Annotated in this window: 23 protein-coding genes and 1 tRNA gene; 9 read left to right on the forward strand and 15 right to left on the reverse strand. The window is 56.4% G+C overall.

Annotated elements, in window-relative coordinates; translation table 11 throughout:
- Position 1 precedes the first annotated feature (1 nt).
- Entirely contained in the window at positions 2-640 is a 639-nt protein-coding gene (locus QQF73_RS15065) for a TIGR04282 family arsenosugar biosynthesis glycosyltransferase (RefSeq protein WP_285368696.1), read from the reverse strand.
- A complete protein-coding gene (locus QQF73_RS15070; RefSeq protein WP_285368698.1) occupies positions 633-1334 on the reverse strand; it encodes a TIGR04283 family arsenosugar biosynthesis glycosyltransferase in 702 nt (233 codons plus the stop codon). The genes QQF73_RS15065 and QQF73_RS15070 overlap by 8 nt, the downstream gene beginning before the upstream one ends.
- Positions 1335-1421: 87 nt before the next feature.
- Here QQF73_RS15070 and QQF73_RS15075 point away from each other — a divergent pair.
- Positions 1422-1498 (forward strand) — tRNA-Arg (locus QQF73_RS15075).
- A gap of 45 nt (positions 1499-1543) precedes the next feature.
- Here the strand turns inward: QQF73_RS15075 and QQF73_RS15080 are convergent.
- Complete coding sequence (locus QQF73_RS15080) at positions 1544-1957, reverse strand: hypothetical protein (RefSeq protein ID WP_228743558.1); 414 nt, start codon at positions 1955-1957, stop codon at positions 1544-1546.
- 258 nt (positions 1958-2215) lie between these two features.
- Between QQF73_RS15080 and QQF73_RS15085 the strand changes: the two genes are divergently transcribed.
- Positions 2216-2935 carry a Crp/Fnr family transcriptional regulator gene (locus tag QQF73_RS15085; RefSeq protein WP_285368699.1) on the forward strand — a complete coding sequence of 240 codons (720 nt, stop codon included), beginning with the start codon at positions 2216-2218 and terminating at the stop codon, positions 2933-2935.
- On the opposite strand, the gene QQF73_RS15090 is transcribed toward QQF73_RS15085, so the two are convergent.
- The 4 genes from QQF73_RS15090 to QQF73_RS15105 all read right to left on the reverse strand — a co-directional run bounded on the left by QQF73_RS15090 (position 2932) and on the right by QQF73_RS15105 (position 5820).
- A complete protein-coding gene (locus QQF73_RS15090) occupies positions 2932-3864 on the reverse strand; it encodes a diguanylate cyclase domain-containing protein (RefSeq protein ID WP_219868185.1) in 933 nt (310 codons plus the stop codon). The genes QQF73_RS15085 and QQF73_RS15090 overlap by 4 nt on opposite strands.
- Positions 3865-3942: 78 nt before the next feature.
- Positions 3943-4554: a PEP-CTERM sorting domain-containing protein gene (locus QQF73_RS15095; RefSeq protein WP_228743559.1), complete on the reverse strand. Its 612-nt coding sequence runs from the start codon at positions 4552-4554 to the stop codon at positions 3943-3945.
- A 10-nt stretch (positions 4555-4564) separates the two neighbouring features.
- Complete coding sequence (locus tag QQF73_RS15100; protein ID WP_285368702.1) at positions 4565-5425, reverse strand: OmpA family protein; 861 nt, start codon at positions 5423-5425, stop codon at positions 4565-4567.
- Entirely contained in the window at positions 5422-5820 is a 399-nt protein-coding gene (locus QQF73_RS15105) for a DUF4398 domain-containing protein (RefSeq protein WP_219868187.1), read from the reverse strand. Before QQF73_RS15105 ends, QQF73_RS15100 begins: the two co-directional genes overlap by 4 nt.
- 244 nt (positions 5821-6064) lie before the next feature.
- On the opposite strand from QQF73_RS15105, the gene QQF73_RS15110 reads away from it, so the two are divergent.
- From QQF73_RS15110 to QQF73_RS15120, 3 genes are all read left to right on the forward strand, one after another.
- Positions 6065-6691 (forward strand): PAS domain-containing protein, encoded by a 627-nt coding sequence (locus QQF73_RS15110; protein ID WP_219868188.1) that lies wholly within the window; start codon positions 6065-6067, stop codon positions 6689-6691.
- Positions 6691-9213 (forward strand): chemotaxis protein CheB, encoded by a 2523-nt coding sequence (locus QQF73_RS15115; protein WP_285368704.1) that lies wholly within the window; start codon positions 6691-6693, stop codon positions 9211-9213. Before QQF73_RS15110 ends, QQF73_RS15115 begins: the two co-directional genes overlap by 1 nt.
- A gap of 166 nt (positions 9214-9379) precedes the next feature.
- On the forward strand, positions 9380-9871 hold the full coding sequence (locus QQF73_RS15120; protein WP_219868190.1) for a PRC-barrel domain-containing protein: 492 nt from the start codon (positions 9380-9382) through the stop codon (positions 9869-9871).
- A gap of 136 nt (positions 9872-10007) precedes the next feature.
- Here QQF73_RS15120 and QQF73_RS15125 read toward each other — a convergent pair whose 3' ends face one another.
- On the reverse strand, positions 10008-11084 hold the full coding sequence (locus tag QQF73_RS15125; RefSeq protein ID WP_219868191.1) for a histone deacetylase family protein: 1077 nt from the start codon (positions 11082-11084) through the stop codon (positions 10008-10010).
- Positions 11085-11415: 331 nt separating this feature from the next.
- On the opposite strand from QQF73_RS15125, the gene QQF73_RS15130 reads away from it, so the two are divergent.
- Positions 11416-12087 carry a matrixin family metalloprotease gene (locus tag QQF73_RS15130; protein WP_219868192.1) on the forward strand — a complete coding sequence of 224 codons (672 nt, stop codon included), beginning with the start codon at positions 11416-11418 and terminating at the stop codon, positions 12085-12087.
- Between the two features lie 6 nt (positions 12088-12093).
- On the opposite strand, the gene QQF73_RS15135 is transcribed toward QQF73_RS15130, so the two are convergent.
- Both QQF73_RS15135 and QQF73_RS15140 read right to left on the reverse strand, forming a co-directional pair.
- Positions 12094-12642: an outer membrane beta-barrel protein gene (locus tag QQF73_RS15135; protein WP_486641993.1), complete on the reverse strand. Its 549-nt coding sequence runs from the start codon at positions 12640-12642 to the stop codon at positions 12094-12096.
- A gap of 180 nt (positions 12643-12822) precedes the next feature.
- Positions 12823-14112 carry a cation:proton antiporter gene (locus QQF73_RS15140; protein ID WP_219868194.1) on the reverse strand — a complete coding sequence of 430 codons (1290 nt, stop codon included), beginning with the start codon at positions 14110-14112 and terminating at the stop codon, positions 12823-12825.
- 234 nt (positions 14113-14346) lie between these two features.
- Between QQF73_RS15140 and QQF73_RS15145 the strand changes: the two genes are divergently transcribed.
- Positions 14347-14550, forward strand: a complete 204-nt coding sequence (locus QQF73_RS15145; RefSeq protein WP_219868195.1) for a CsbD family protein — start codon at positions 14347-14349, stop codon at positions 14548-14550.
- 982 nt (positions 14551-15532) lie between these two features.
- Here the strand turns inward: QQF73_RS15145 and QQF73_RS15150 are convergent.
- From QQF73_RS15150 to QQF73_RS15170, 5 genes are all read right to left on the reverse strand, one after another.
- Positions 15533-16525, reverse strand: coding sequence for an XdhC family protein (locus QQF73_RS15150; RefSeq protein WP_219868664.1), 993 nt, complete (start codon positions 16523-16525; stop codon positions 15533-15535).
- A gap of 2 nt (positions 16526-16527) precedes the next feature.
- On the reverse strand, positions 16528-18858 hold the full coding sequence (locus tag QQF73_RS15155) for a xanthine dehydrogenase family protein molybdopterin-binding subunit (RefSeq protein ID WP_219868196.1): 2331 nt from the start codon (positions 18856-18858) through the stop codon (positions 16528-16530).
- Entirely contained in the window at positions 18855-19316 is a 462-nt protein-coding gene (locus QQF73_RS15160; protein ID WP_219868197.1) for a (2Fe-2S)-binding protein, read from the reverse strand. Before QQF73_RS15160 ends, QQF73_RS15155 begins: the two co-directional genes overlap by 4 nt.
- 99 nt (positions 19317-19415) lie before the next feature.
- Entirely contained in the window at positions 19416-20351 is a 936-nt protein-coding gene (locus tag QQF73_RS15165; protein ID WP_285368706.1) for an AraC family transcriptional regulator, read from the reverse strand.
- 398 nt (positions 20352-20749) lie between these two features.
- Positions 20750-21868, reverse strand: coding sequence for an S-(hydroxymethyl)glutathione dehydrogenase/class III alcohol dehydrogenase (locus QQF73_RS15170; protein WP_228743587.1), 1119 nt, complete (start codon positions 21866-21868; stop codon positions 20750-20752).
- A 240-nt stretch (positions 21869-22108) separates the two neighbouring features.
- Here QQF73_RS15170 and QQF73_RS15175 point away from each other — a divergent pair, with 240 nt between their 5' ends.
- Together QQF73_RS15175 and QQF73_RS15180 are read left to right on the forward strand one after the other, a co-directional pair.
- Positions 22109-22978 (forward strand): LysR family transcriptional regulator, encoded by an 870-nt coding sequence (locus tag QQF73_RS15175; RefSeq protein WP_219868198.1) that lies wholly within the window; start codon positions 22109-22111, stop codon positions 22976-22978.
- A 229-nt stretch (positions 22979-23207) separates the two neighbouring features.
- Positions 23208-24392 carry a YncE family protein gene (locus tag QQF73_RS15180; protein WP_285368707.1) on the forward strand — a complete coding sequence of 395 codons (1185 nt, stop codon included), beginning with the start codon at positions 23208-23210 and terminating at the stop codon, positions 24390-24392.
- Positions 24393-24529 lie beyond the last annotated feature (137 nt).

The raw sequence follows: 24529 nt of genomic DNA on the forward strand, positions 1-24529 counted from the left end.
CCTAGGCCTCAGGCAGGCGCTGAAAACGCGCCCAGTCTTCCGGCTCGTCCACGTCCCACCGGGGTTCCAGCAGACTGACGCGGAGCCCCGATTTCTCCATACGGGCCAGGGTCTGAATCAGGACGTTTTCGGTCCCCCACTCAATGTCATCCAGCATGCCGGGCACCACCCGGCTCGCCCCGATCAGGACATAGCCCCCGTCGTCAGAGGGCCCGAGAACCACGTCAAACTCGGCAAGCCGATCAATGGCATGGCGAACGTACTGGGGATCCACCGAGGGGCAGTCACTGCCGATCACCACGGCACGCGAATAGTGCTGCAGCGACTCGCGCAAGGCCGCCTGCATCCTGTCGCCAAGGGTTTCTCCCTGCTGAACCTTCTGCTCCAGGCCGGCGCATTCAAGATTCCGCACAATGATGTCCGCTTCGTCAGGCGCCCGCTCCAGCTCTCGATCCCACCAGAACTGCACCGGGTACCCGGTGGCACAGAGGTTATCGAGAACTGCCAACGTGAGAGTGACGTGGGCCCGGAGTGCTCCGGCCGCCCCAAGGGCCGGCATCAGTCGGGTCTTGACCCGACCTTGCTCAGGCCATTTGGCAAATTGCATCAGTACGGCGCTTGCCGGGGTACTGTCAGGCATTGCGAACATCCGAGCGGTAGGCCTGGGCCAGGGATTCCGGCGATTCACCGCGCCAATAGCGCCAGCGCAACCGCCACATGAGGAAAATCGTACGCCAGGGGCCAAGCTTTTCCCAGCGTCGGCTGTCGGTAATCACCGGTGAGTGAATGCAGTAAGGGCGGGAAACAAGACACAGACGCCTCGAGAATTCGACATCTTCCATCAGCGGCTGCGCCCGAAACCCTCCAAGCGCCTCAAACGCGTCCCTCCGCACAAACATGGCCTGATCCCCGGTACAAACGCCGGTAAGGCGCGACCGTTGGTTCATGAACCAGGCAATCACCCGGAACAGCGCTCGCCGCCCGCTCAGCCGCACATCAAAACGTCCCCAGGCAGAACGGCTCGTCATGAAGGTTTCCAATTGCGTGACGGCATCGGCAGGCAGGCGGGTGTCGGCGTGCAGGAACAGCAAGAGATTGCCCCCGGCAGCCGCTGCGCCCGCGTTCATCTGCGCGCCCCGCCCTCTCTCGGAGACCAGGACCCGATCACACAGGGGTCCAGCCAGCACCGCCGTACCGTCGTCGCTACCCGCGTCCACAACAATGACTTGGTGACCGGCCTCGCGAATGGAGGCCAGGGCTTTCAGAGAACTCTCAATGCCGGGGGCTTCTCTCCACACCGGCACGATCACACTCAGGGAAAAGGGGTCGGGCAAAGCTCACTCCGGAAAAACCGTGGAAACGGGACAACACCTTGAGCCATCAGCTCCAGATCGCTATCATACCGCCCTTCCTGAGAAATTGCCCCCGTAGCTCATCTGGATAGAGCGTCCCCCTCCTAAGGGGAAGGTAGCAGGTTCGAGTCCTGCCGGGGGTACCAACTACCCTTCCGCATCGATCCCCAACCACCATTACCCGATTGATTTTAAAACCTTTTACCGGAAACCGGCGTAACAGCCTCAACAATTACAAGCGTCTCTGCTAGCTTATGGAGGCCCTCTTTAGATGCCACAGCCGACTGATGGTCGTTCGGGTAGACCTGGGTTATGGCGAGTTTGACAGCCCCTACGTTAACTATGAGACGGCCCGTTACCACAGGGAACAACTTTGCCTCGCCTCTAACACCGACTCCATGTTCAATCATCTGTTGGGCGACGCCTGGAAACTGGAATGGCAACCCAAGAAGGGCTTCCATTACCACTTCATCTTCTTCTTTGGCGGTCATCAGTGCCAGGAGGACATAACCCAAGCGCGGCGAAATTGACGGCAAATTCTTGTTCAAGATACTTTGCCGTTTGTGGCTGGCCTTCCAGCGGCAGCCTAAAACTAGCTGTGACATAAACAATCTTCGATCCGCGCTTGGGCCTACTTCCTTTGGAAGTTTCTCCTGTGAATAACATATTAAAGTTCATGTTTTTCGTTCACGCTTAGCGTATTGTAAAGTCAGGAATATTGCTTTAAAACTGACCGATAATATCAACAAGAAAATCATGACGTCTGATTTCCTGGATGGTCACAAGTTATAGCGTCCGGTATTTAATGCAGTCGCCAGACAGCTAGGGTTCTCGCTAACCATCGTGCTCTGGAAAGGATTCAAATGACTTACCCACCCGACCAACTGCAAAACAAGCTTCTTGCCGCGCTGTCTGATGATGCCCGCAAGCGTATTTTCCCGAAACTGAACCTGGCCGAACTGTCCCTCGGGGACGTGATTTACGAATCCGGCCAATCCATTGAATACGTCTATTTCCCCGTAGACTGCATTATTTCACTGCTCTACGTGATGGTGAACGGTTCTTCCGCCGAAATCTCGGTGGTCGGCAACGAAGGCATGGCCGGTGTCGCCGTTATCATGGGGGGGGAAAGCACGCCCAACCGGTTTATTGTGCAGAGCCACGGCCACGCCTACCGGTTGCCCGCCGCTGACCTGAAAAAAGAGTTCAACAACCACTCCGAGATCCGCATTATCACCCTGCGCTTTACACAGGCCTTGATCACCCAGATGTCGCAGACTGCAGTCTGCAACCGCCATCACTCCATCGACCAGCAGTTGTGTCGCTGGTTGTTGTTGTCACTGGACCGGCTCGGCAACAATCAACTCAATATGACCCAGGAGCTGATTGCCAATATGCTGGGTGTACGCCGTGAGGGCGTCACCGAAGCGGCAGGCAAGCTGCAGAAACTGGGGGTGATTGAATATAAGCGCGGCCGGATCACCGTGATCGACCGCCCGAAACTGGAATCCCTCAGTTGCGAATGCTACGCCGTTGTCAGACGGGAGAATGAACGCCTTGAATCCAGAGGTTTAGGGATTTAAGGCTTAAGATCCCGCAACCCTCGCTTTGCTTCCGTCTTGACCCGATACATGGCCGCATCCGCGTGGGGCAATAAAGCCTCCAGAGTTTCGCCGTCGTTTGGAAACAGGCTGATACCCACGCTAACCGTAAGCGTCGCCCAGTGACCTTGCTGTCGCAGTAGTTCAGCGGCGGTTTCCCGTACTTTATCGACCACCGCAAACGCCTGTTCATGTTCTGCAAGGTCGCTTAGTAGTACCACAAATTCGTCACCGCCGTGACGGCATACGTGATCCGTCGCGCGCACACAGCCCAACAGCCTCGGGCCCAGCGCCTGTAAAATTTCGTCGCCAACGGCATGGCCCAGTGTATCGTTCACTTCCTTGAAGTTATTGAGATCAATGAACAACATCACCATTTTCTTTTCATGTCGTTGGGCCAATGCAGCGGCCTGCTTGAAACGCTCTTCAAACGCATAACGGTTGAGCAGGCCCGTCAGTGAATCGTGCTGCGCCAAATAAGCCATTCTGGCGGTTGTTTCCGCCGAAAAGCGGGCATCGTGGAATTTGACCAGAGCGCCGGTGATTTCACCTTTTGCATTGCGCAATGGTGATGCGGCATCTTCAATGGCCAGCTCACGACCGTCCCTCGCTTTCAAAAGGGCACTGTTATGTAGCTCAACGGGTGTGCCGATTTCCAGGACATGTTGCGCCAGGTTGGCCCTCGTCACGCGAGTGGTTACGTCAATCACCCGGAAGACCTCTTCCAGTGGTCGGCCCAGCGCTTCCTGTCGGCTGAAGCCAGTCAGAGTCTCCGCCGCCGTGTTCATGTAGGTAATATTCGCGCAGGTATCCGTTGCCATCACCCCATCGCCAACAAAGTCCAGCATGGCGTAAGCCAGCGCAGTCTCATCCCTGACATCCGTCTTATTCCTTGTGGATTTAGGCTTCAAGCGCTTCCGTTGGCCATTCCTCGTCGGCTTGGGTGAGAGATGAACAGGTCTGAAGGAGTTCAACATAATCAAGACCCCCTAGTTTTCAAAAGTAACTTTTCGCTTCAATGGATGCTTGCGAGAGCAGATCAGACCTGACAATCCAAGCCCAAAGAGCGCCAGTGTGCCTGGTTCAGGAACCGGGATACTGAAGGCTCTCATCATAACGAGCATGTCGTCATGGTCATCATCGACTCGATTATTGTCGTCCAGGCCCAGAATCATATGGTCGAGTCGGCCTTGGAAAATGGTGTAGTTATAAAACGGAGCCTGGTTGGCTTCGCTAAGGTTCGACACCGAACCGGCAGGGGCTCCAACGGGTTTCACAGACGAAAAGCCAAAGTCGAGTTTGCCAAGGCCCGCCGAATAAAAAGCTCTAAACGCCTCACCAGGTGCGGAAGAGGCGGTGTTGTATGCCTCTGAATGGTTTGATGAAAACGCGCCTCTGTCGCGAACAGCGTACCTATTGTCGCCAGAAACGGGCACTAACGCTCCACCCGGGTTGGCTACAATGTCGATAAAGGTCGCGTGGGCAAGGCCAGAGGCACCAACTGCCGCCGCGATGATTACGATTCGGCTCAGTGTGTTCATAAAAAATCCTTCCCGTGGATTGCCGAAGCCAACAAAACAGCTTTTAAAGAATTCAACCAAATCCGGTTTCCTAGTTTTCAATAATCACCTCAACGCGCCGGTTCTGCTGGCGACCCATGGCGGATTCGTTGCCAGCCACAGGCCGTTCAAGACCCAGACCGGACACCGAAAGCCTACGGCTCTGTACGCCATGATCCGTCAAGTAACGGCGGACCGAATCAGCTCTCTTCAGCGACAGGGTCTGGTTGAATTGTGCGCTGCCGACGTTGTCGGTGTGGCCTTCAATCAAAACGTCCCGGTCCGGATAGGTGTTGAGAAAGTCCACCAGCTTTTCCAGGTTGCGATTAGACCCGCCCTGCAGGTCTGCGCTGCCGGTGGCAAACAATACGTCGCCCAGCGTCAGCACCAGGCCACGTTCTGTTGCTTCTGCCTCAAGCTCGTCGATCTGCCTTTGCATCTCTTCGGCGGCTTTTGCGGACACGGCTGCAGCTGCCATCTCAGAGCTGCGGGCAGTATCTGCGTCAGCACGCGCTGTATCTGCCTCGAGGGTGCGGGCTGCCAGCCTGGCGGCAGCACGTTCTTCACCCATGCGTTTCCGATCGGCTTCCATTTGGCGGGCAGTACCCGTGGCTCTGGCGATTTCCACCATACGGTCGGCCATATAGACCCGGTGGTCGACCAACGTGGCTTCATCGCTGTCGAGAGGCTGTTCGGCAAGCTCGACGGCAGCTTCCGCATCACGCAATTCAATGCGGGCGTTACTGGCCATCGCCGGGTTGCGCTGCAGCTCTGTCAGCTTCTGTCGCACATCCAGCGCCGCAGGGGCGGTTTCAGGCGCCATGGCGCAGGCGTTCAGCAACAGCGAGGAAAGCACAACAATGGCACCGGTTTTGCCGACAAACGGTTTTTTCAACAGCGATACAGTCTTCATTTTTGCTCTCCCTGACGACCCATTTCCACATCCAGAGCATCGGCGCCGCGCCCCATTTCACGATTGATTTCCGCCGCTTTGGCGGCCTCTGTTCTTGCCATCGCCAGCCTGGCAGCCACACTGGCCTGTTTGGCCAACTGGTCCGCCTCAGTCATGGACTCCTCAGTCACGGCCTTCTCTGCCATAACCAACTGTGCACGGGCTTCTTCCAGCTCGGCACCAGCGTATTGCCGGGCGTCGGTCTGTTCCGCTTTGGCAATGGTATCCCTGGCCACGTTCATCGACTCAGTCGGGGGTATGGGTGCCGAAGCGCACGCAGTCAGTAATGCCGTCAGAGCAAGAGTGAAAAACAGAGGAATTCGGTGGTTTACAACGCCCGCGATAAAAAACTTCATAACCTGACTCCCTTCTAATCCGGAGCTGCCAGAACCCATCAAGATTCAGGCACTCACAAACCAAACCGGTTCGCGGACTCTCCTTATTTGATCCAATTTAACAATTGCCGGTCCGGGGGGTCGGTTCGCTAACACACACAGGTCAACATATTGAACACACGTGATATGGCGGCTGTTGAAGGCGGGCTCCCCGGAGTAGTATGGGAGTGGCAACAGCAGATATCTGCGACAGAAGGAAGCGATAATGACAAACAATGAAGGACGTTCATGGGCGGAAAACCGAGCCCAACTCCGCCTACACGCTGAAGATCTGATTCGTGGCGGCACCGACAAGGTGACTAAAATCGGGGGTGGCGCCCTGGGGGTTGAAGCACTGGCGCTTTTATACCGCCGGGCCAGTGACCCCGACTTTGCTGCCGATGCACTAAAGCTGCTGCATGAGCTGCAAACCCACCAGGTGGAACTTGATCTGCTGCTTGAACAACTTCAGACCAGTGAAATCGAGCTTGCTGAGGAGCTGGCCCATTATCAGGCGCTGTATAGATTCGCGCCAGCGGCGTGCCTGGTGGTATCCCGCGACGGGCGCGTGATTGAAAGCAACGCTGCCGCGGTCGCTCTGCTGGGGTGCACGCCAGAGCATTCGGAGGAACAGACGCTGACCCAATACCTGGCACCGCCGGGCCGCGGCGATGTGGCCGATCTGTTAGAGAGGCTTAAGACGCCCGGGGCCGTGGCAACTTGCAAGGCCTGGCTTGCCGGCAACGATAGCTTTGAGCTGTCGATCAACGCGAGCCTCATTTCGAGCGGAGACCTGATTATGATAGTGATGTCCCACTACCCGGCTCCTCACACTCCTCCCGCCCGTTCCTGATGCGCATTGTCGGAATCGGAGCCTCTGCTGGTGGTCTGGCGGCACTCGAAGAATTTCTGCGCCATACGCCAACCGATACCGGCCTGGCCTTTATCGTGGTCCAGCATCTGGACCCGACCCAGAAGGCCCTGCTGCCGGAGTTGTTGCAGCGGGTGACTGCCATGCCCGTGCAAGAAGCCCTGCAAGGCAGAGAAATTCTACCCAATTGTGTCTATGTCATCCCCTCCAACGCGGAACTGACCGTTGAGAATGATCGGCTGAAGCTTGATCAGCCCCGGGAACCCCGGGGCATGCGCCTGCCTATCAACGTGTTGTTTTCATCTCTGGCCAGCGCTCGCAATGAACGGGCAATTGCCGTGGTGCTTTCCGGCATGGGCTCGGATGGCACGCTGGGCCTGCAAGCCATTCGCGCCGTGGGCGGCCTGACGGTTGTGCAAGAGCCCAGCTCGGCCGAATTCGATGCCATGCCTCGAAACGCCATTGCCACCGGTTGTGCGGATATTATTGCCCCGGCCAGCGAGTTGCCCAGCCGCATACTGGCCTACAACACACGTGTCACCGAGCCTGACCAGGCTGGGCCACCGGCAAAATTGGTGGAGCCGATCAAAGCCATCATCGCCATATTGCAGCAACACACCAGGCACGACTTTTCCCTGTACAAACCCAGCACTGTCCTGCGCAGAATAGAGCGTCGTATGGCGATTCATGGCGTTGCCAATTTGCCAGACTATGCACGATACCTGGAGAACAACGATCAGGAAGTGCAGTTGCTTTTCAGGGAAATGCTGATTGGTGTGACCTCTTTTTTCCGTGATGCCGATGCCTGGGATTACCTGTGCGATTACGCACTTGAACCACTGATCGGGCAACTTGAACCCGGCGAGAACCTGAGGGCGTGGGTGGTGGGCTGTTCAACCGGTGAGGAGGCCTATTCCCTGGCCATGACCTTCACCGAGACTCTGGAACGACTCCACCCTGAAAAACCGGTCAACTTTCAGATTTTTGCCTCGGACCTGAGCCTGGAAGCCATCACCGTGGCCCGGGCGGGTCGGTATCCCTCGATGATTGACGGCCAGGTATCCGAGCAGCGTCTGGCCCGATTCTTCACAAAAGACAACCATCATTACCAGATAAACCAGACCATTCGCGACAAGATCTTGTTCGCCCAACACGATGTCATTCTGGACCCACCGTTCACGAAGCTCGACCTGCTGGCCTGCCGCAATCTGCTGATCTATTTTGACCCTATGCTGCAGCGTCGTTTGCTGCCTTTATTCCATTACAGCCTGCGTAACCATGGCCTATTGATGTTAGGCAGTTCAGAAACCGTGGGCAGACTGAACCATCTGTTCAAGCCACTTGAACAACGGCTAAGGCTCTATGAAAGACTGCCCCACGACTCCATCAACGGCTCCAGTTTTCTGCTGAAATCCTTCCCCCCCCTTTCCAATCTGTCCAAGGAGCAACCCGTGTCCGCGCCTATCTATCCCATCGGGGACAGCGACAATCTTCAGAATGCCGCAGATCACCTTCTTTTGCAGCGATATTCACCGGCGGCCGTAGTGCTTAACCAGAATGCGGATATCGTCTACATAAGCGGGCGCACGGGAAAATACCTGGAACCGGCCGCTGGCAAAACCAATTGGAATATCCATGCCATGGCCAGGGAAGGTTTGCGCACGCCGCTGTACACGGCATTGAAACAGGCCGCCACTCAGCGAGACCCGGTTGAGTTAAACAACCTGGCCGTGGAAACTGGCGCCGGTGTACAGCATGTGGACGTAACCGTGCAGTCACTCAATGAACCACTGGCTCTAAAGGGTATGACCATGGTGGTGTTCCGGGACCACCCTGTATCTACCCGGCGCAAACGCTCGAAGCGCGCTGGCGCGACGACCACCGATCAGTCCGATGAAATCTTGCGTTACCAGCAGTCCATTGAACAGTTAAGCGAAGAGGCCCGGCTTTCCAGCGAAGAACTCCAGGCCTCGAATGAAGAGCTGCAATCCACCAACGAAGAACTTCAGTCTGCAAACGAGGAACTTACATCGTCCAAGGAAGAAATGCAGTCAATGAACGAAGAGCTGCAAACCATCAACACGGAATTGCAAACCAAACTGGACGACCTGGCGCTGGCACAAAGCGACATGCAGAACGTGCTTAACAGTATCGAAATTGCCATCCTGTTTATGGACCAGAATCTTAACGTTCGCCGGTATACGGCCCGCGCAGCCAACATCATCAGCCTGCGGGAGAGCGATGTGGGGCGGCCGATCAGCGAGTTGACCACCATATTGCATTACCCGGAACTGGAAGACGATGCCCGGAACACGCTCGACACGCTCGTTGTCAGTGAAAAGCAAATCGAAACCAATGAGGGCCGCTGGTTTTCTATCCGCATCATGCCCTACCGTCGTTTGGACAATGTGATCGACGGCGTGGTTATGACCATGGTCGATATCACGGACACCAAGGCACTGGAATCAAGCTTGCGAAAAGCCTCTTCGCTACCGCAGACATAGGCTCACCTTCCCAAAGCCCCCTTTGGTGGTCTAGCGAACAGACCGGGCGCCCTGCCCGATGTAGATTGGAACCTCATCCTGAATTCGATGTAAGGCAGTAATTCAGACCGCGCTCGGCAATGGCGCTGACGCGGACTATGCCCAGATGAGGAATACGGAGAAATCAATGAAAAATATGCGTTCATACGCGTTTTATGCACTGGTCACGCCAGCCATCGCCTTGGGATCCAGCGCAGTTCTCGCACAGGAGTCCACCAGCCAGCAGGTTGAGCAGTCACAGCCTGATGTGCAAAAAAGCCAGGGTGATATGAAATCCGCATCCAAGGCACCTCAAACAGATCCGTCCTACACAAAGAGCCGTGGCTACATGGCTAACGCCCCTGCCAACGGCCTACAGGCGAGTAATCTGATGGGTGTCACAGTGATTACCTCCGGCGACGAAGAAGTCGGCGAAGTGAAAGACCTCATCATTAACAAGGATGGACAGGTTGTCGGCGTCGTCATCGGCGTTGGCGGGTTCCTTGGAATGGGTGACAAGGATGTTGCGATCGGATGGGACGAAGTGCAGAAAGTCGGCAAGGCCACGGAGCTGGAGCTGAAGATTGACCAGTCCCGTGAAACCCTGATGTCGGCTCCGGAATTTGAAACTCAAAAGTAAACCCGACCAGGTCGACATTAATGCAATCTGATTAATGCTCACAATCTGAGAGCGTACTTTGGCAAGGCTGAATAGGCCTTGCCCTTTTTTATGGGTGCCCTACAAGTCAACAAGCCGATTCTTTTTTTGATAACGGTTAGCCGCATCCGCTACAGCTTGGATCCTCCGGGATGACTTTGCAGGCATTCACCCGACTACCCGCCAGCACCTCAACCACCGCATGAGCACTATCAGCCAGGGCCTGGGCGTTGTAGCCACCCTCAAGCAAAAGCACCAGACGGCCGTCGCATAGCTCATCTGCCAGGTCGCTCATGCGCTGGGTAAGCATCGCAAAGCCCGTTTCATCCATGGTGCAGGTCATGTCGAGGTAATGGCAATCAAAGCCTGAAGACACCAGCAGAAGATCAGGCTGAAATTCCCTCGCCGCAGGCTCTACCACCTCATCGAACACTTTTAGCAGTGCCGCATTGCCGATACCCAGCGGCAGCGGAACGTTGAGTTGATAGCCGATGCCGGCCCCGGCCCCTTTCTCACTCTGCAAACCGCTGCCCGGATAGAAGGGCGCCGCACAGTGGCTATCAATCACCAGCACGGAAGGATCGGAATAGAAGATTTCCTGTGTACCGTTACCGTGGTGCATATCCCAGTCCCAGATCATCACTCGCTGATAGCCAAGGCTTTCACGCGCATGGGCAGCGGTAACGGCGAGGTTGTTATATAGACAAAAGCCCGAGGCATGGTCGGAATGGGCATGATGGCCTGGCGGCCGCAGCACACAAAACGCCCGGCGGGCCTCACCCGTCGAGATGGCCTCGACTGCGCTGATTCCCGCACCAGCGGCGAGACAAGCCGCCTCCACGCTTCCTGGCGACACTGCCGTGGTGTCTTTGGACAGCCAGCAGGAGTCCCCTTTCAATGACTCAATATGAGCGACATAGGTCTTGTCATGAACGCGCTCCAGTTGAGCCATGGTCGCCGCCGTCGGCAGCATCCAGCGCACCCCTTCAATTGGTTCCAGCATCAGCCGGTCAACGATCGCTGTCAGTCGTTCCGCGCGCTCCGGGTGAGTGTAGGTTTCCAGGTTGCTGCCGGGATATTGCAGGTTAATCATTGCCTTGACCGCCTCTGTCCAGGCGGGATGGCTGGGGTCCCAACCATGTGGATTGTGACCGAGCATCCGCATGTCATAGTAGACCAATACTGTTGCTGTCATAGCTTTCATTTCTCTGGAGCCGCCCATATAGGCGCTTTCCTTTACAAACCGGAATGTTCGCAAACGCTTTGTCTGATCGAGCTTATTAAACAAGAGCCAGGTCTTCGGTACGTCAACGCACATAGCAATTGAATCATTCCAACCTTCCGATGCAGGAATTCTCACGCTGAACAATCAGCCCTCATCAACATCCGCCTACCAAATTACCATCGACATCTTCCGCCGTTACCCTTAATCTTTTCCCATGAACCGTCCTTCGATACCGAGCGACCGCTTCTTACGGCTCAGTCATATCCTGACAGTTTCCGCCTGTGTGCTCCTGTCATTGCCCTTGTTTGCCTCAGAACAACAGGATGGCTACCGGCTGCTTAAGCTTGAAGGCTATCTGGTGAAATGGGGCGAGCAGCAATTGGGCACGGGTGCAAAGATCAGCTACGCCTTCGCGGATGAAACGCTGGACTTTGAAAACGCCCGCAATTGTGGCGTTCTGGCGCCGATGAGAGCACTGTCCAGCCGGGATCTGAGCTTTGAGATGCTAGTAAAGGAAACCGCCGCCGCGTTCCGGGTCTGGGAGCGTGCAGCTGACCTTTCGTTCTACCGGATTGCCAATGTCCGAGAGGCAGACATAATCCTTGGCACCCAGGGCCAGCCGCGTCGGCGAGCATTCGCCAACGTCACCTTCGCACCCAGGGAGAAAGACGGTGTGCGCGCCATTAACCAGTCGTTGGTCTGCCTGAACCCAGAACAGAAATGGAAAGTCGGCTTTGATGGCGACACGGAGACCTACGATATTCGCTATACGCTGATTCATGAAATCGGCCACGCCATCGGGCTGGACCACCCCGGCCCATCCGGGCAGGTGATGGGTTTTCGCTACACCGAGAATTTCCCCGAGCTGCAGCCAGGTGATCTGCGCGGTGTACAGCGCCTGTACGGACATCGGGCCAGCGACCGTCAACTGGTCACCGGCACCGACCCGGGTCTTACCGAATCAGCACTGTAACCGTGTTCAGAAGTTATAACCCAGACCCACGGTATAGGCCCAGATGCCGTCATCCTGAAAAGCATCACTGGCATCACTGGAGTCGCTGAACAGAAACTGGTACTCGGCGCGGGCCAGGAAATAGGTCTTGGTCTGCACGTAATACTTTAATCCTCCCTCCAGGCCGGCAAAGGCACTGTCCTTGACACCATCCCCATAAAGGCCGCCCAGACTCGCACCAACAAAGGGTCGCGCACGATCGTCAAGGAATTGATAGTCGAGGTACCCCCGGGTTGAGCCGTTCCAGAAATCATCGGTGAGGGCCTCGCCTTCGATATCGGCATAATTAAGACTCTGGCGAATACCGGCTACTACGTTGTCCCGCAAATACCAACCCAGATCACCGGTCACGCCGAAGCTGCCGCTATTGAAATCCCGGTCGTTACTGCCGGTTCCGGAGAGGGAGAATTCACGGTCGCCCTCTCGCGGGCCAAACTCTGCGGATTGTGCGGACACAGCGAGAGGCAAGGCACCTAGAAGACATAAAGTGATCACAGCAGTCTTGATTCTGATCATGAGAAGCTCCTTGCTTACATTACTCAGATTGCATTTCCATAATGCGCCAATGAAGATCGGACGCGGGTCGGGGCGCAGCGAATGGTGTAGCGTCGATTCGGTGCAAGCCCACTTCTCCAGAATCAGGCTTAGACCACTGTGCCGTCTGTTCGTAAGCACACACAGGGAGACGAAAGAGTTTCAGGGGCCCCACCACCGCGTCATCATCGGTTTGACGGTCAGCCCGTGAATGATGATCGAAAGCACCACGACCACCAGCGTGAGATGGATCAGCTCCAGGGCCAATTCTTCCGGCAGGCCGAAGACAACGGCGAACATCAGGTAGTAGACAGAACCGATTCCCCGAACCCCGAACCAGCCCACCAGCATCTGCAGCCGCCAAGGTGCCCCGGAGCCGATTAAACCAAGAAATACACTGACCGGCCGAACAATCACAAACAGGAATAACCCGAGACCAACGGCCCGGAAACTCCAGGAGTCGTAGAACAACGTGCCACCCAGCAACACCACCAATACCAGTTCGGACAAGCGTTCAAGAGATTCCTTGAACATCAACGAGCCTTTCGATACCCCGGTAGGAAGATGTCGGATGGTTTCATGCGGCTGATCGAAAGAGTCCGCCGCTGTCTCCGTGTCTTGGCCAGGCTTTTCGGACTGGGCCAGCGTCATTTCGGATTGCCGCAGCGAAATGGCAGCGACAAACACGCCCAAAAACCCCCAGGCATCGATCAGCAGGCAGACCCCGTAGGTCAGGCCAATCAATCCAAGGCCAAGGAAGTCATCCAACAACGGGGCCTGTTTCTCGAGACATCGCTGCCCCCGCACACACTGAGCCAGCAGCCTTCCCGCCAAAAGCCCAACCACAATCGCCGAGGCCGTTGACCACAAAACCTCATTAAGCCCCCACGTTATAAGCAATTCGTTGCTGACCGGCGCACCGAGCAACAAAAGCCCTAATATGACGAACGGAAACGCGCTGCCATCGTTCATGCCAGCTTCACTCGTCAGAGTAAACCGAAGGGGGTCGGTATCGCCCATGTGCCGGACCTGAACTTCCGTTGCCAGTACCGGATCGGTGGGTGCCAGTATGCCGCCCAGCGCAATCGCCGCCCCCGCGGGAAGTCCTAGCACGTAGTAACCAAAGGCTGCCGTCAACGCGACACTGAGGGTCATGGAGATGAATGCCAGGCGCAAAGGTACGCGCCATGCGTTCCATATGAAGGGCACCGGCATCTTGGTGCCAGCAATAAACAACGATAACAACACCGCGAGCTCGGCAAACAGTTCCAGCAGATGTGCCTGTTTCAGCGGGTTAAAATGAAAGACACCAAAAATCAACGGGCCCAGAAGCACGCCCACACTCAAATAGACCATGGACGGTGTCAGATTCAGACGCTGAAGCACCGGCGGGCGCGTCCCCATAAGAATCAGCAGGGCTCCGATCGCGACAAACCAGACAGCGTTACTCAAAATGACTACCTCGGGCTCAGACAGGTTCCAAAAGCTTGTTCCTGGGAACTAATTTGCCTGAAAAGCAGATCGGCCTCTGTACGCTATCCCACTTGAACACGTCTGTGTTTGCGAACGCACAGACCGTGACCCGGTTTCAACGCACGATGAAACGACGGTGGCACATGGTTCTGTCTGGAAATGGGCCGCCGTTCGATGAACCTATTATCTGGCCAGAGGGCCAAAGGAGCTGAAATGAACAAGGACACCATCGAAGGCAACTGGAAAGAACTGAAGGGCAAGGTGAAAGAGCAATGGGGTAAGCTAACGGATGAGCGCCTCGATGAGATTGCTGGCCGGCGTGAACAGCTGGCGGGCGAGATTCAGCAGGCTTATGGCGTCACCAGAGACGAAGCGGACAAGCAAATCAAGGACTTCGAACAAATCCGCAAGCATTGATATACCCCCCACCTAACTCTGATTTGGCTGCCTGCAGGCTTGTTTTGCAGGCGGCATTTCAACTACCAGACCAAACCCACCAGCATTTTTTCCTGCGCTATGTGGGCCAGCGTACAGACCCGGCAACGCTGATACCTCAATCTAAACCCCGATGTGGCGATGGATCTGCCTATACAAGGAGTTGCATCATCCGTCGCAGGGAACGCGGCGCAACCAAATTTACAGTTTCTAGGAAAGGTCATCACTTATGAACAATATCGTTTATATGGTTGGTGCAGTCGTAATCGTTCTAGCAATTCTCTCCTTCTTCGGTTTTCGCTAAGCCGAGGCGGATTCAGGGGGTCAGAAGTCACCAGTTACACCCAGGACTTGCTTGGCCCCTGATACCAGATCAGTACAGAGCATCTCGAAGGTACACTGTGCGCTATCAGGGAGAGGAATCTTGGTAACCGCGCTAATTGTTGGTTTTTTCTCTTTTAAGGCTGTTAATTCTAGAAAAACCCTGATCAAGGCGGCGCTGTATCATTATTTCCTGAATCACAGAGAGACCGAAAGCGAAACGCACCCAAAGAATGCTTCATTGCCTTCGACAGCATAGGGTATGGCAATCGGAAAATTTCAGAAGATGAACGACGGTCGAGACGATTACAACTTCTGCTTTGAAATTCTCAACCATCAAGTTGGGATTTTTCGTCATCATCATATTCGAATAGCGCATTGCCGAATCCCTTCGCTGCAGCCGCATCCAGCGCAGCCGGGTCAACGCCCTCTTCCTTAACCTACTGGGCCTTTTCCCTTGCTTCAGCCACTGCGTCCTGCCGGGCGGACCAATCGCGTCGCTCAGCGATCAGTGCGCTCACTGTCGCCGGCGGAAACCATCCCTGAGTAAAAGATGCCGACAAGCAGGAGGAAGCCCCGCTGGATTTTCGAAGCCTTCGATGAAAATCTCATTGGTCGTTCCTCCGGGGGCCACGCTGTCAAGTCACAGCTCATCCAGATCACGGCCGCGTCTTACGCGGACAATGTCGGCCATGATTGCCAGTGCAATTTCCGCAGGGGTCTTGCTGCCCAGTCGAAGGCCGATTGGCATACGGATTCGGTTGATCTCGTCCTGGCTGAGCCCTCCAGTGCGACTCAGGCGCTCGGCCCGAGCCCGGGAGGTTTTCATCGAGCCCATGACACCAATGTAGGTCGCGGGGGTTTTCACCGCCGCCATCATCGCAAGATCATCAATTTTCGGATCATGGGTTGTCGCAACCACGGCTGTGGAGGACGTACAGGCGCCCTCGGCACTGATATACATGGAGGGTAAAACTGGCTCGAAGGCAATCCCTTCGGGTAGTTGAGCGTTGGCAGTCACCTCCTCCCGCGGATCGCAAAGAACCACCTGATAGCCGAGACTCATTGCGAGACTGGCGCACGCCTCTGCGACGGTTGAATAGCCGGCCAGGATGAGTCTGGAAATCGCGCCTACACGAATGCACACCGTTTCTTCACGCTCATCAACGACCACCCGTGGGCCTGTGGGCCGAGCATTTTCAAGCGACCTCACGCCATCCGTGAGCCTCACCTGACGGACAAGCGCCTTTTCACCGGACCTCATCGCTTCAAGAATCTGCCCGCAGTGGTCTCTGTTCCCGTCATTGGCGACCATCCGCTCAACCAGCACGTGGAGAATGCCACCGCATGGCAGCCGAATCCGGGGGTTTGCAGGTGCATCTTCGGGATCGCCATAGCGCACCATAACTGCCGGCAACTCATAGTCACCGGCGGCCAGGCGGGCAAGAAAATCCTCCTCAACACACCCACCGGACAAGGATCCGACATGCTCCCCCTCAGCAGTGGCGACCATGAGCGACCCCGGTTCGCGGGGCGAGGAGCCAAAGGTCGACAGGACGGTACACAACCACACCGTCCTGCCATCCTCCAGCCATTCCAGGGCCTGCTTTACGACCCGATAATCCAGGCTTTGCATGGTCATCCGCTCAGCTGGTCGCCGACCGGAAGGCGGCGGATACGTTTTCCAGTGGCGGCATAGATTGCGTTGCAAAGGGCCGGCGCCACCGGCGGCAGTCCGGGTTCGCCAACACCGCCCATGGCATCGTCCGGGTTGTCGATCAGGTGAACCCGAACCACTTTCGGGACGTCCGGCATACGCGGGATCAGGTACTTGTCAAAGTTGCCCTGCTGGGCCACGCCATCCTGGAACGTCACCTCGCTCTTCAGAGCAACACCGATACCCATAACGCATGCGCCCTCCATCTGCGCGCGGATGCGCTCCGGGTTGGCCTGGGGCCCACAATCGAAGGCAATGTCCGCCCGATGAATGGTGAGTTCGCCGGCGTCGTCCACCTCCACGTCAAAAACGATGGCGGTGTAGGACACAAAGCTGTGATGAAAGGCCAGGCCCAGGCCCCGTCCCTTTGGAGTGTCGCGGCCCCAGCCCGCTTCCTCGGTAGCGCGTTCAATGACGCGCCGCATGCGAGCCGTGTCGATCGGGTACAGATCCGGATCCTCCCCGTAATTCCAGCCATCCCCGACGGTCAGGTTGTGCACTTCCCGATCCGGCCCAAGCAGATCCAGCGCATAATCCCGGTGATCCTTACCTGCTGCTTCCGCCATTTCATGGGCAAAGCTCTGAATGGCCCAGGCATGAGGCAGGTTGTAGACCGAACGGAACCAACCGATCCGGACATGGGCCGGTGCCGGCGGGTTTTCCAGACGAATCGACGGGATACTGAACGGCATGGTGTTGAAGCCCATGCCCAACTCGAACTCGCCCTTATGTTTCGGGTCCGGTGCAAACAGCGATGCGATACTGGGGGAGAGTGTTCGATGAAGCCAGCCAGTTGCATTGCCCTCGCTATCCAGGCCTGCTTTCAGGTGATCGACCGACACGGCGTGGAAATAGGCATGCTGGACATCATCTTCCCGGGTCCATTGCAGTTTGATGGGAGTTCCTTCGAACTCTTTCGCAATCCGGGCGGCTTCGCTGACAAAATCAGGTTTGGACTTACGCCCAAAACCGCCACCGAGCAGGGTTTGATGGACCGTCACATTCTCCGCGTCCATCTCAAGTATCCCGGCAATCCCGTCGCGAGTTGCCTTGGGATTCTGCACCGGCGCCCACGCTTCCACCGCGCCATCCTTGACCCGAACGACCGCCACTGGCGGCTCCATCGGGGCTTGTGCCATGTGCGGCATGTAATAGGTAGCTGAGACCGTTTTTGCGGCATCGTTCAGGGCTGAGTCGACATCCCCGGTTTGCCGGATGACCTTACCGGGGGATTGCGCAGCTTCTTCCAGCGACGCCTTGTAGTCCGCTGAAGTGTATTTGGCATTATCTCCCGCCGCCGCCAGGTCCCATTCAATCTTCAGCGCCCTGCGACCTTCCATCGCCGCCCAGGTGTTCGACGCCACCACCGCAACACCGCCCAGGGGATTGAAGGCTGCAGGCTGGTTCGCCGTTTCAATCCGGATAACCTTCTGAACACCGGGAACCTTGAGCGCATCGCTGTCTTCAACGCTCGTTATCTCCGCACCATAGACCGGTGGCCGCGCGATCACAGCATAGAGAACGCCCTCAAGATCTACATCAGCACCAAACACCGCTTTGCCCGAAACAATGTCCTCACCATCGAGGGCTTTGGGGTGTGCGGACATCAGCTTGCCATTGACCAGGCCTGACTCCTTGCCGACGAAACGCAGCTCATTTTCTGACTTCAGAATCAGTCCATTCCTGCTTGGAACGTCCAGCTCTCGCGCGGCTTCTGCAAGTTCTCCAAAACCCAGTTCCCGGCCCGTGGCCGAATGAACCACCTTGTGAACATCGGTGCGGACTTCCAACACCGGCACGCCCCACTGATCGGCCGCCGCTCGCTCCAGCATGAGCCTGGCGGCAGCGCCAGAACGTCGAATGGGTTCATACCAGTGGCGCATACTGCGGGAACCATCTGTGTTCTGGTTGCCATACTTGTCTTGATCTGCAGGCGCCTGCTCAACGCGAACATGGCCCCAATCCGCACCCAGTTCGTCGGCAGCTACCATGGCCAGACTAGTGCGAATGCCCTGACCCATTTCAGCGCGGTTGTTGATGAAGGTGACGATGCCGTCGGCGTCGATTTGGATAAACACATTGGGATTGTCGATCCACCCACCGGGCATAGCGCCCGCGCCGAACTGAGCCTGTTCATTGGCAAAGCCGGTATCCCATCGAGCCGCGAGCAGAAGTGCGGAGGCTCCGGCCATACCCCTCAAAAGCCCCCGACGGCTGACATTGGCAAGCATCAATCTATCTGAGCGGCTCATGAGTTCACCTCCGTACCAGCAGCGCGCTCAATGGCGGCAAGAATGCGGTTGTAGGTCCCACAGCGACACAGGTTACCGGCCATGGCGTCTATAATTTCCTGAGTATTCGGCTCCGGATTGTTTTTTAGCAGCCCGGTCGCATTCATGATCTGACCACCCTGACAATAGCCACATTGGGCCACGCCGAGGTCCAACCAGGCTTGCTGTACTTTTTTACCGACCGGATCGTCGGCCATGGCCTCAATGGTTTTGACTTCCCCCGTCACGGCGGACACGGGGGTCACGCATGAACGTGTTGCGACGCCGTCGATGTGGACTGTGCAGGCCCCGCACTGAGCCATACCACAACCGAACTTGGTACCCTTCATCCCGACAACATCGCGAATGACCCAAAGCAGGGGCATGTTGTCAGGAACGTCCAGCTCATGCTGGCGTCCATTGATCGTCAGACTAGCCATTGTTCTCTCCTTAATGATTTTTTGCGGGTTGCCGACCCATGCACGCAATTTGCAAACCCATCAGCGCGCTATTCCTACTAACCTTTTACGTGAATTCGACTAGGCAGATTGCTGCACCAGTCTCCGGATGTCTTGCATCGGTGGGGCACCAAACATTCGACTGTATTCGCGGCTGAACTGTGACGGACTCTCGTAACCGACCTCGAATGCCGCTCTTGAAGCGTCCAGGTGTTCTGTCAGCATCAGTCGCCGAGCCTCACTCAGGCGCATCCGCTTCTGAAACTGCAGGGGCGTCATGGAAGTCATCGCCCGGAAGTGGTGATGAAAGGCGGAGACACTCAACCCCGCCCTGCTTGCCATGTCCTCGATTTTCATAGCTTTACTGTAGTGTTGTTTCAACCACTCTATGGTGCGAACAACCCGATAGCCGTGTTGACCGGAAGCTGCTATCTGGCGAAGCCTGGGGCCCTGTTCACCCATCAGTAAACGGTAGAAAATTTCACGCTGGATCAATGGCGCCAAAGCACCAATATCTTCGGGATGACTGAGCAGATCGAGCAATCGATTAAAGGCGTCAAACAGGTGCCCGGTGACGCCACTGACGGCAATACCGAGAGAATTTGCGCTGGAGCGCCCCACGGGTGCGGGGTGTTCCAACACAAGCTGGGAGAGTGTTCGCAGGTCGATCTCCATTGTCAGCCCCAGGTATGGACTCTCGGGGCTTGCTTCCAGAATTCGCGATACGACCGGAAGGTCAATTGAAGTGATCAGGCAATGGCTGGCGTCATAGACGAACGCATCTTCGCCCACAACCACTTGCTTCCGACCCTGCCCGATCAGACAAATGCTTGGCGCAAGCATGTAACTGGTAGGCTCGGTGGGGTGTTCCCAACGATGGAGGCTCAGCCCCTGCACTTCCGTATCGAGTCGGTTACTGTCGGCCGTTAAAAGGTCAATCTTCCTGGCCAGTCCGATCACCCCCCTGTCCTCTCCGCGAACCATTTTTGAGGCTTCAGACGGTTTTATGCTGCCCATTTGTTTCTGACCTCCAACTCTGACAGTTGCACCCCGGTCGTGCATTAGCTCAACATACTGTGGGGTATCCTGATTCAACCTCATTACCATACCCGCTTTCACCTGTTTTCCGTTTAGCGCGGAGAATCAGGCAAGAATTCAATAGGATCGAGACAGCCCCCGAGAACGGTTTGCCTCAATGAGGATCCGGTTGGCGCAAAACCTCAGCTCATTGCCACCAGCTGCTGAATCGCCCGTAATCTTTATCATCTAACTGAACGATACTGCTCCGGGTTACGCAAGGCGACCCGCAGCGCACCAGCTTTCTGCATGAAGTTTTCATCGGTACAGGTCAGCTCTGAAAGCCATTTCTCACAGCCCCAAATGCTGCCAGCAAGCACGTAGGGCTGTGATGGTGATTATTTATCGAAGTGGATGACGCTGCGGATGCTCTTGCCTTCGTGCATCAGTTCGAACGCCTCATTGATATCGTCCAGGCCCATGGTATGGGTGATGAAGTCGTTGAGCTTGAACTCACCCTGCAGATAACGTTCGACAATACCTGGAAGCTCGGAACGACCCTTGACACCGCCAAAGGCGGAGCCTTTCCAGACCCGACCGGTCACAAGCTGGAACGGGCGTGTAGAGATTTCCTGACCGGCGCCGGCAACACCGATGATGACGGACTCACCCCAGCCCTTATGGCAGCACTCGAGGGCGGAACGCATGACATCCACGTTGCCGATGCACTCGAAGGAATAGTCCACACCACCGTCGGTCAGCTCGACAATCACTTCCTGAATCGGTTTGTCGTAGTCTTTCGGATTGATGCAATCGGTTGCTCCCAACTGGCGGGCGAGCTCGAACTTGCTCTCGTTGATGTCGATGCCGATGATGCGGCTGGCCTTGGCCATGGTCGCACCAATGATGGCAGACAGGCCGATACCGCCCAGGCCAAAGATGGCCACGGTGGCGCCCTTCTCGACCTTGGCGGTGTTCATCACAGCACCCATGCCAGTGGTGACACCACAGCCCAGCAGGCAGACTTCTTCCAGCGGTGCTTCCTTATTGACCTTGGCGAGGGAAATCTCAGGCAGCACGGTGTATTCGGAGAAGGTTGAGCATCCCATGTAGTGATGGATGGGCTTACCGTCTTTGTAAAAGCGGGTGGTGCCGTCCGGCATCAGTCCCTTACCCTGAGTTTCACGTACCGCCTGACACAGGTTGGTCTTACCGGAGGTACAGAACTTACACTCGCCGCACTCGGCGGTGTACAGAGGAATCACATGATCACCCACCTGCACGCTGGTGACACCTTCACCCACCTGCTCGACGATGCCACCGCCTTCATGGCCCAGAATGGCAGGAAAGATGCCTTCGGGATCATCACCGGAAAGAGTGAAGGCGTCAGTGTGACAGACACCGGTAGCCACGATGCGGACCAGCACTTCACCGGCCTTCGGCGGCATCACGTCCACTTCTTCGATGGACAGGGGCTGGCCGGGGCCCCAGGCTACGGCGGCTCTGGATTTGATCATCTCGGTCATGAAGATTTTTCCTACCTTTGTCAGTGAGTTCGTGCAGCGCTCGTGCCGCCATTTGGTCGGAAACCATAGTATCCATGCCCACAGAAATGATAATCCGTTAGAATATAAAATGACTTTTGCCATGTGGTAATAATGCAGCCCCGGCACAGTCGCCTGGCGCACGGCGGGCGTTGCCTATTTTATCGGAAGATATGCCGTGCCTATCTCTAGCTCCGGTGTGTGGTGGTAGAAATGTTCAATTGGGAAGGCGTCAGTGAATTTGTTGCGGTCGCAGAGGCGGAAAGCTTTACTGCAGCAGGCAAACGGCTGGGCATATCAACTGCCCAGGTTAGTAGACAGGTCAGCGCACTGGAGAACCGGCTTTCGGCCAAGTTGTTCTATCGCACCACACGCAGGGTGTCGGTGACGGAGGTGGGCAATATCTACTACCAACACTGCCGGCAGGTATTGGACGGGTTGGAGGAGGCCGAGCGCGCCATCACCAATCTGCAGAGCACGCCGACCGGAAAACTGAAAATTACTGCGCCGGTCACTTACGGTGAGAGCACAATCTCCCCTTTGATAAACAACTTCGCGGCGAAATACCCGGAACTGGATGTCAGGTTGCACCTCACCAACCAGACACTGGATCTCGTCGACGAGGGCTATGATCTGGCCATCCGCCTGGGCAAGCTGAATGACTCGACGATGATGGCGAGGCGACTCGCTTTACGCACCCAGTATGTCTGCGCATCACCCGACTACCTCTCGGCCCACGGAGTGCCCCATTCGCTGTCAGAGCTGACGCAGCATAACTGCCTGCAAGGAACTCTGGGCTATTGGCGTTTTCAGGAACAGGGTAAAGAGCGCAACATCAAGGTTAAGGGCAACCTCGGTTGTAACAGTGGGCGCGCGCTTGTCGATGCTGCACTGAAAGGCATCGGGATCGTCCAACTGCCGGATTACTATGTTTTGCGCTATATCGAAACCGGTCAACTGGTCTCGCTGTTGGACCACCTCCGCGAACCGGATGACGGCATCTGGGCCCTATATCCGCATAACAGACACCTGTCTCCCAAGGTGCGCATGTTGCTTGATTACCTTGGTGAAGAGCTGAGATGACTACCTTTGGTTAGCCGGTAGAAGAGCCTGCGTTTGAATTGACATCGCCGTCAAACCCCTCAGTTTTCCAGTATCTCCGTAAATGACAAAAGACCGGGCCGGCTCTGTTTTTCCGTGATCAAAGAGCGCTTGAAAGCTGTGCGTTCTCGGCCAACGGGTGCTATACCTTTATCTAAGACTGCCTAAGGTTATGCCAAGGCTCGTCGCGCCCCACTGAGGAGGGCATCCCATGAAAAATGCAATTCCCTGGACGTTCGCTGCCGTGGCAGCATTCCTTTCCATCGGCCCGGCCACCGCTGAAATCCTGGCCATAATGAATTACGAGAGCAAGCCGGCCGACCAACTCAAGAATCTCAAGTTATCGGGTGACATTCCTAGGCGCGAAGGCCTGGCGATCATCGATGTTGATCCGGAAAGCCCAAATTTCGGTAACATCCTGTCCGACATCCCGATCGACCCGGCGACGGTAGCGCACCACATTTTCTACGACCGCACCATGACCAAAGCCTACATCACCGGCCTGCAACAGCCGGCGCTTCAGGTTCTCGATCTCACGAAGAACCCCTACCGCCTCTCCACGATCGAAACGCCACCCTGCAACGTTGCGGAGGACGTCATCCTGGACGAAGCGAATGAGCGCTGGTATCTGACCTGCATGGGCTCCGGCAAGGTAATTGTCGGTGAGGTCGCAAGCGACGAAGTAGTGGGCGAGATCGAGTTGACGGACACCTACCCGCACGGCCTCGCCGTCAACAGCGCAATTGACCGCATCCTGGTAACCTCGACCATCACGCCGGACCTGACCGCCCCGGACGAGTTCATCTCAGTGGTGCGTGCCTCCGACCTGGTACCGCTCGGCAAGATCAAGATGTCGAACGCCGAATCGCCCTCCAAGGTCGCGCCTGTCGAGGTGTTCTTCGTGCCCGGTGCCGAGCCGGCGACTGCGATTGTGACCAATATGTTCGGGCATACGCTGGAAGCGCTGGTCTGGAATGCGGACGCACAGAACTTTGATCGCGAGACGATCTTCAACTTCGCGGAGCATGGCGCCAGTGTGCCGCTCGAAATCTACTTCAACGATGGCAGCGATCCGGATCGCATGTACGTTACGACGGCGATGAAGCCCGGTCACCTGCATATCTTCGACATTTCGGAAGGCCCGACGAAGCCTAAGCTCCTGCAGCAGATCGTCACAGCCGACGGCGCGCACCACGTCGGATTCACGTCTGACTTCAGGTACGGGTTCGTCCAGAACTCGTTCATCAATCTGCCGGACATGAGCGACGGCTCGGTCTCGGTGGTGGATCTGGAGAGCGGCAAGGTGGTCGCTTCAATGGACACCCTCAAGAATGCCGGGTTCAACCCGAACTCACTCACGCTCCTGCCTGAGTGGAACCACCTAGCCGGACACTAGGCGGTTGGCGCGGCGCCGGACCGACGGCGCTGCGCCAAACCTCCCGGAGGTGGCGATGCGTTCGAAGAAACTCCAGGTGACGATAACAAGCGCCAAACTGCATTTGCACGGATACGATCTGTCCGGAATGACCAACG

The organism is Marinobacter albus, assembly GCF_030238305.1.
Classification (GTDB): domain Bacteria; phylum Pseudomonadota; class Gammaproteobacteria; order Pseudomonadales; family Oleiphilaceae; genus Marinobacter; species Marinobacter albus.